This window comes from Maridesulfovibrio ferrireducens (genome assembly GCF_016342405.1).
Taxonomy (GTDB): Bacteria; Desulfobacterota; Desulfovibrionia; order Desulfovibrionales; family Desulfovibrionaceae; genus Maridesulfovibrio; species Maridesulfovibrio ferrireducens_A.
In genome coordinates this window covers 205,702-213,630 of sequence record NZ_JAEINN010000002.1, presented here as the reverse complement: position 1 = coordinate 213,630, position 7,929 = coordinate 205,702, and the positions used below count along the sequence as shown (strand labels likewise).

The following is a 7,929-nucleotide window of genomic DNA, read 5'->3' as shown; positions in this document are numbered from 1 at the left end:
AACTATATGTCCGCTGATAACGGGCCTCCGTGGCCTGGATTTGTTGATGCTCTATCAACAGTTTTAATGATGATGGTATTCTTTACCTTGATCATGGTCTTAGTCGTCGGGACTTTGTCGTATATTGTTGCGTTAAAAGAAGTCACCCCGAATGCGTCGGCCTCAACAGAACAGGTTGAGACAATGGTCGCCGCCTCTCAAGACCTTGCATCTCCGGAAAGCTCTACAGCTATGACGGCCCTGCAAGATACATTGAATGAGGCTGTTGTATTAAAAAAAGAAGACCTCATGCCCACCCCGGCTCAACCGGAAGTTACTATTGAACAAATTGAGCAGGAAAAAGCAGTCCTTCAAGCACGCCTTATCAAAGCTGAAGCTGCCGCAAAAAAAATAAGGCTATTTGTAAATGATCCGGCAACAGAAAAAAAACTGCAACAAGCCTTAGCTAGAATTGCAGAGCTCGAATCCTCCAGCGGAGGAATAGAACGCGAAATAGACGCAAAAGAAACGCCTCAGAACACACCATTCGTGACTAAACTGGTAAAAGGTATAGATAGTAAAAACCGTATTATTATCCTATATAACCAGCTCACAAGTACTCTTGAAGATTCAACAAGAACTGAATTACTGTCATGGATTGCGAAAAACAAAGCAGCCATTATGCAAAAAGGATTGCAGTTAACTGCAACTCTCAACCACAATGGTGTTTCTTCCAGCATGTCTAACTCAGTCTCATATAAAAGGCTCTACGGGCTGATAAAGGTTGTTAATCAGGACGGAAAAATCCCGAAAGCCAAAATCACATTCAGAGCATTAGGTGATGGTGTCCCCGGAACTAATCAGGTGGTCATTAATTTAGGTAAAAAATAAAAATTACCCGTAATTAAAGTGCGATAACCTAATACAACATGTTAAGCTCCAGTCTCATTATGTTTTTATTTAAAGGACAGTATTATTGACTTCTTCAAATGATCAAAACAGCTCTTCTGAACAAACTCAAAACGAGGATTGTACAACTGTTAACTCCGGTTCAGTCGGTGTTGCTACTTCTAAAGAAGCAACCGACGGTTCTCTTGTGAGTACGAAAATAGAAAATGACAGTGATAGCGCAGAAGCTGATGAAGATATCGGAATCTTCGATAATGAAGATGACGAAATAGAAGAACTAGGCACGACCATTGCTTCATGTTTGAAGAAAGTTGCAGACAAATTCGGTATAGTGGCAACGGAACAGTCCTTACAGATGGGAAACACTTCTTCACTCAATGAGTATCTGCGACTGCAAGCCGAAAACATGGGACTTGACACCACATTCACTCCACTTCCTCCAAAACTGACCAAAGAAGATATCCCTGCGATAGTTCAATATCCCGATGGAAGTTTTGCCGTAATTGAAAAAAAAATAGGTAAACAACTTTCAATATGGAGTGGCAAAAATGAAACAATTAGAAATAATAAAGAAGACTTATGCCATTTTAACGATTGGACTTGCTCTTTCGATATAATATTCGAAACGGACAGGGTTTCATTCCTAAGCCTATCTTGGTTTATCGGACAGGTCGTAAAAATGTGGCCTTTGTATTCTCAAGTAATTCTGGCAACAGTTCTTATTCATTGTTTTACTTTGGTAATCCCGTTATTAATGGGGATTTTTTATGACCGAATTCTCCCCAACCTTGCAGAAAACTCTTTGCGGGTTCTTATAACAGGCGCAATTTTCGTTTTATTTTTTGATTACATCCTGAAAAATATCCGCACATCATTGGTTGAAAAAGCGGCATTACGAGTTGAACGGGAAGCAGAGCCATACTTATTGGCCCAGATACTCGACACCATTCATGCAAAGCTTCCATCATCATCAGGCCACCTTACTCACTCTGTTCAAGAATTTTCTCGCATAAAATCTCTTTTCACAACTCAGCTTGTTGTTGGATCTATTGACTTTTTCTTCTTATTCTTTTTCCTTTTCGTTATCTATCTGAACAGCGGAATGCTTTTTATCGTACCAGCATTAATATCCTTTCTGGTTCTTCTTGTTTCTATTGTTTACGGTTTCTTCATTGACAACAATGTCTCGGCACAAAGCAAACTACAATCGCGTAAAAGCTCCTTCTTGAATGAAGTGTTTCAAGGCATCGAATCAATTAAGACCACAAATGCGGCCCGCCTCTTTATTTCACGCTGGACTACCGAAGTAGAAAAATCAGGCGAAATGAGTTCCAAATACCGCATTGCTCAAGCCCGATGTTCCATGACTACAGGCTTTTTGGGTCAACTTAACTCTGCGGGATTACTGATAGTTGCCTTTTTTCTGATTAGCGAAGGATCAATGACAAGCGGAGCTCTTCTTGCCACGATGGTACTTTCAGGCCGCTGCATTGCTGCATCTGCAAGCATGTCAAACTTGATAACATCCTACCTTTTCGCCAGAAGATCCTACAAAGATTTAAAAGAATTACTCAGCCTCGAAAAAGAAACCACTGAAGTAAAACAATATAAAGTTCAACAAGTTCATGGAGCTATAAGCTTTGACGGAGTCTCTTTTCGCTACTTTCCAGAATCTCCGTTTGTTTTAGAAAATGTTTCATTTAAAACAAAAGCGGGCGAGAAAATAGGTATCATCGGGCCTATGGGAAGCGGAAAAACAACCCTTTTGAAATTGATTGCCGGACTTGCCACTCCTACAGAGGGAGTAATTCTTTTGGACGACCACAACATGGCTTATTTGAATATCGAAAAAGTACGCGAGCATATGGGAGTTGTTCCGCAATCTCCGGTTCTTTTTTATGGTACATTAGAATTTAATCTTTTGATGGGGGCCCGCACAGTTACCCAGGAAACTTTACAGAATGCGCTGGCTATTTCCGGAATTGAAAAATTTGTATCAAAACATCCACTCGGGCTAAAAATGCAAATACTTGAAGGTGGTAAAAACCTCTCCAGAGGACAGCGGCAAGCTGTAGCAATAGCCAGAGCTCTCATTGATAATCCTCCCTTAATGTTGCTGGATGAACCAACCAGTTCAATGGATTCCACACAGGAAAAAATTTTCATTCAACGTATGAAAAACACTATGGCGAAGAAAACACTTTTTATAGTGACACACAGACCCCATATTTTACAGATTGTGGATAGAATCTTAGTTATTGATCAGGGAAAAATAGTCGCGGATGACACAAGAGACCGCATAATTTCTAAATTATCCAACCAATAGATATGAAACGTAATTCTTGGAAATATAACCTTTTTTGGTCTCTTGAAAGAAGTATGGGCAACCTTGTTGTCCTCATTCTCATTCTTATATTTGTAATTTCTTTTTTGGTCTGGGCTAATTTTAATCAAATTGAAAAAACGGTTCGAGCCCAAGGAGTCGTTGAAACCAACCTGACAGATAAGATCGTAGGCCATTTTGAAGGTGGAATCGTTGAAAATGTATTTGTTCGGGAAGGCGACAAGGTTAAAAAGGGGCAAAAGCTGCTTACTATCGCCAATTTAAACATTACCAAAGAAAGAAATAAATCTTTGATTAAGCTTAAACTTTTAAAGGCTAAACTGGGTCGTCTTTCAGCAGAAATAGGCAATACAACTGACGATCTTCAAAAAGATTCAATGGATTCTGAAGAACTTGGAGAATTACAATTCGCACGCTACAGACAGGATTCTTTAGACGAAAAAATCAACATATTAAAAACACAAATACAACAGACTCAAGCCGCCATCGCTGCCAGTGAAAATCACATGAAAAACATGCTTGATGAAGAGTCCGTTTTGAAACAGCAATATGACATGCTGGAACCAATGGTAAAAAAAGGAATAGGCTCAAGACAGCTTCTTTTACAAAGAAAAGCAGAGCTTGCTAAAATTACTACCAGCATTGCTGAAATTTTCAGTAAACGCGAAGAATATTCTTTGGAAATTACAGAACTTAAACAGCGTATAAAAGGTGAACAACTTAATTTTTATCGTGATATCCGTGAAGAAATGAGCACCGTCAGCTCTGAGATTCAGACTGTAACTGAAGAACTTAATGCGGCTAATGAACAAATAATACGAAGTTTAATAAGATCTCCTATTGAGGGAACCATTTACAAACTCAGCGCAAATACCATCGGCGGAATTGTTAGATCCGGTGAGGCCCTTGCTGAAATTGTTCCTTCTGCCGCAACCATTCGCATTGAGGGAAAAATACAACCTAGCGACCGTACTAAAATTTGGAACGGGATGCTGGCAAAAATAAGGCCTTCGTCATATGAATTTTCAAATGACACTATGCTTCATGCAAAGATTGTTAATATCTCTGCAAAGACATATTTCGATGACCTGACTAGAGCATGGTATTACCGTGTGATATTTGACACTGTTGGAGATGACATGGACAAAACAAAGAATTTTTTGCCAGGAATGATTGTTGAGGTCAACATTCTTTCAGGGGAAGAAAGCGTACTGGAATATCTCCTCTCGCCCATCACCCGCGGGATGCGTGGCGCTCTTTCCGAACACAATACGCGATAGTTAATTTACGAAAAATTAGGTACTTCTGATGGCAAATAAAATATTAAATGTATTGAATAAGATTAAAAAACTTTTTAACAGAAAAAAAGTTTTCCTCTTGTGTGCTCTACTTTTCATTGCAGCAGGAACAATTTACTTCGTTTCAATCTTTTTGGAAAAACAAGAGAATATTTTAATCAATGACTTGGAAAAATATCAATCGGTAGTGCTGAATAGTGAGACTGAATCACTCTCTTCACAACTGGTTAAATTTGTTGTTCAGGGAAGAAATCTTGCTAAAGCCAGAATTTTCAGGCTTTCCCTTGAAGGTTTAGCCAGTACAAAAGAAGAAAAAGTCCAAAAAGCTCAAGAAGATTTTGACAACTTTATCAAAGTATCCGGTTTTACAGCCGGCCATCTTTTTAACTTAGACGGCAAATTATTTGCAACCACTGAAGGAAGACTCGAAGGTTCTGAAAATTCATATCAAAAATCCATTCAGTACGTATTACAAACTCGAACTCCTGTTTTTTCCAGACTGCGCCCGTCATATGGTCAGTTAGTATCAGAACTTTTTCTTCCTATCTTTCCCGCCAAAGCGCTTTCGGATTCTGTTGCCCCGATAAAAGTACTTGTACTGACCGTTCCCATGACTGAAATTCTTCGCATCTTTTTAGCCACCGATCAAAGACTGAATTATGGAAGTACGGTTCATATTATTCAAGAAGATGAAAATAAATTTCAGGAAGTTTCTTTTAGCTACCCGGACAACCTCAAACTGCAATCTGTAGGTGTTTCTTTAAAAGGTGTTTCTGAAATACAGTTTGGAATACGCTCCGATTTATATAAAGCAAAACAAGTCTATTCCTCTGCTATAAGCATCCCGACAATTCATTGGTGGGTTATGGTGGAAACTGATGCAGATCAAATTTACGCTCAATTAAATAAGAATAAGGAACTTGCTGAAACAATAGCTATTATTGCTTATGCTGCTACAACTTTTCTTCTCCTGACCATAATCTTACTTTTCTCACGCAAAAAATATCTTAACCGAAGTCAGGAACTTAATTCAGAACTTATCCCGACAAAAATACGTAAAGACATGCTGGAAAAAATTTGCAAAACTTTGCCGATTCCACTCTGTTTAAAAGACAACACAACAGAATCATATGTCTTTGTGAATAAAGCTTTTGCCGATTTAACCGGAACTAATTTTAACAATGCAATAGGCTCAACAGACCAAAGAACTTTCCTTAACTCTGAGACAAAAATATTAACGCATATTGGGCAAATGACTAATATGTCAGAAAATATCTATTCTCAAGAAATGACTTTAGACAGAGGCTCTAACCAAACTCATCTTCAAGTGCTTGGAATACCGTATAAACAAAAAAAGGATAACGACTCAATACTAAGACTCTTTAGAGATATATCCGAAGAAAAAATAACCAACACACAAAATGTTGAAATGCGCCAGCAGATTATTGATGCTTTGGTCCGTGCTGTAGAAAGCGTACCTTTCCTCGACGGTCACACCGCTCTCATGCGTCTCCTCTCCGTAGAAATTGCTGAGACCCTGCTTTTAAGCAATGCAGACTGTGCAACCGTTGAAGCATCGGCTATTTTGTCTCAGGTCGGGAAAAGTTTTATTCCAAAAGAAATTATGCAAAAAACGGGTAAGCTTACTCCGGAAGAACTTCTTGAAACACAAAGATATATTGAGCACACTTGTAAGATATTAGAAGGAATCGAATTTTCTCTTCCCATCACACAAACTCTTTGGCAGATGCAGGAAAACATCGACGGTTCAGGGTATCCAAACGGACTAAAGGGAACAGAAGTTTCACTCCTCGCAAGAATTCTGGGGGTAACAAACACCTTCAGTGCATTGGTACAGCATCGCTCATACAGAAAAGCTAAAACAGCTCAAGAAGCCGTTGGAGTTCTGCAAAGCATGGCAGATAAAAAATTTGATGGAACAGTAATTCATGCTCTGAATGCTGTTATCAATTCACAACGCGGTAAAAAGATTCTCACTGAAAATAAAATTGAGTTTTAAAATTACTGCCCGAATTCAAGATAAACACTGATTAGTAGTAAGAGCTTCGCGCAGCAGACTCACTTCTATCAGTTATAACAATTAGTATTTACTACTAACATTCGACTACTCTATAAAAAGAAATGAAGTATATATTGGCTATCATAGCGATTATCTTTTCATTCCCCTTTTGGGCTCCATTCTTTTACGCCATATTTAAGGTAGCCTGTGAACCGTCATGGGACCATGTTTTACTTCTAGTTTTCGCAACAGCAATAGCCAAGATTGCCTTAGATTTGCTAACGAACATACTTACTGAAGAATAATTTTTCTTTTACATCCGCCCCCCCCAAAAAAAAGCTGGATGCTTAGCCCCCCGTGTCGGCTCCAATTAAGACTATTTATCTAATACTCTTCAATAGAAAAATTTAACTTTTCCGCATTCCTTCTTTTAATCTCAAACTATAAAAACAACAAATTGCATGATAAGACGAAGAAGCAGAAAAGCCCCCTGCACATAATACAGAGGGCCTATCTTGTCATATAAAAGAAACGTTGCCGACTATACTTCACCCAGAGAGTTAGACGTGGCTTGGATAACAGACCCATTTGTGTTGTAAGTGGGAGCAGCTTTAGTTGCTACAAGCTTGCCCGCAAGGGAAGGATCAGCCATGACCTGCCGCTCCATCTTTGCTTTTTTGATGTTCTTAATATCGTTCGCGTTCGATTCTGCACCGCTTTGCTGCTGCTCCGTCACTCTCTGCTCAGCTGCTTGCTGCTTGGGCAGTACCATCGTTTGACTGATTCCACTGATTTCCATGCAATCCTCCTTGGATCTCTTTTTTATTCTTGTAATTATTATCGACACATGTTCTTAAAATCTTTAGGAAATAGCGTAATTATTCGAATAAACCGCAATCAAACAGGAAAGACACTTGCAATTTCGCCACAAAACCTTTTTTGCGAAAAATAAACTCGAGCCGGATGAACCAAAAGAAAGCGGGTAAAGGGAGAGCCTTTGCTGCTTCAGGTGTTGGGTAAATATGCCGAATGTGGTGAACTATATATTTTTAACTAATTTTGATCAGCAAACAACAAAAGCCCACCCTGTTTACACAGGATGGGCTTTTAAAATATGGTGGGCAATGCAAGATTCGAACCTGCGACCTTCAGCTCCGGAGTCCACGAAAGGGAATGTGCATCATGTTATTTCAGCTAGTTAACACCCATTCTATTCCCTTGAAATATGGTTATTGCTGGTGGAAAGGTGAGTAAATCGTGAGTGACATTTTAGCCCATAAATATGTATAATTTCCATACTGGCAACTCAGTACTTTACAGATGGTACAAACAATTACTTTGAAAATTCATAAAACTATAAACTACACATTTCACACACG

General features: G+C 38.9%; 5 protein-coding genes. 4 read left to right on the top strand and 1 reads right to left on the bottom strand.

The genetic code is table 11. The annotated features are described in order from the left end of the window. The first annotated feature begins 6 nt into the window (after positions 1–6). The 4 genes from JEY82_RS02925 to JEY82_RS02910 all read left to right on the top strand — a co-directional run bounded on the left by JEY82_RS02925 (position 7) and on the right by JEY82_RS02910 (position 6,550). On the top strand, positions 7–870 hold the full coding sequence (locus JEY82_RS02925) for a hypothetical protein (protein WP_304082386.1): 864 nt from the start codon (positions 7–9) through the stop codon (positions 868–870). Positions 871–955: 85 nt separating this feature from the next. Continuing rightward, positions 956–3,214: an ATP-binding cassette domain-containing protein gene (locus JEY82_RS02920; protein ID WP_304082384.1), complete on the top strand. Its 2,259-nt coding sequence runs from the start codon at positions 956–958 to the stop codon at positions 3,212–3,214. A gap of 2 nt (positions 3,215–3,216) precedes the next feature. Then, entirely contained in the window at positions 3,217–4,512 is a 1,296-nt protein-coding gene (locus tag JEY82_RS02915) for an HlyD family type I secretion periplasmic adaptor subunit (protein ID WP_304082382.1), read from the top strand. Positions 4,513–4,540: 28 nt separating this feature from the next. Then, on the top strand, positions 4,541–6,550 hold the full coding sequence (locus JEY82_RS02910) for an HD domain-containing phosphohydrolase (protein WP_304082380.1): 2,010 nt from the start codon (positions 4,541–4,543) through the stop codon (positions 6,548–6,550). 541 nt (positions 6,551–7,091) lie between these two features. Here the strand turns inward: JEY82_RS02910 and JEY82_RS02905 are convergent. Further along, entirely contained in the window at positions 7,092–7,349 is a 258-nt protein-coding gene (locus tag JEY82_RS02905) for a hypothetical protein (protein ID WP_304082378.1), read from the bottom strand. Positions 7,350–7,929 lie beyond the last annotated feature (580 nt).

Excerpts from the sequence above, each read along its gene's own strand:
- JEY82_RS02910 (WP_304082380.1), top strand. The coding sequence starts at position 4,541 with ATGGCAAATAAAATATTAAATGTATTGAATAAGATTAAAAAACTTTTT.
- JEY82_RS02905 (WP_304082378.1), bottom strand. The coding sequence starts at position 7,349 with ATGGAAATCAGTGGAATCAGTCAAACGATGGTACTGCCCAAGCAGCAA.
- JEY82_RS02925 (WP_304082386.1), top strand. The coding sequence starts at position 7 with ATGTCCGCTGATAACGGGCCTCCGTGGCCTGGATTTGTTGATGCTCTA.
- JEY82_RS02915 (WP_304082382.1), top strand. The coding sequence starts at position 3,217 with ATGAAACGTAATTCTTGGAAATATAACCTTTTTTGGTCTCTTGAAAGA.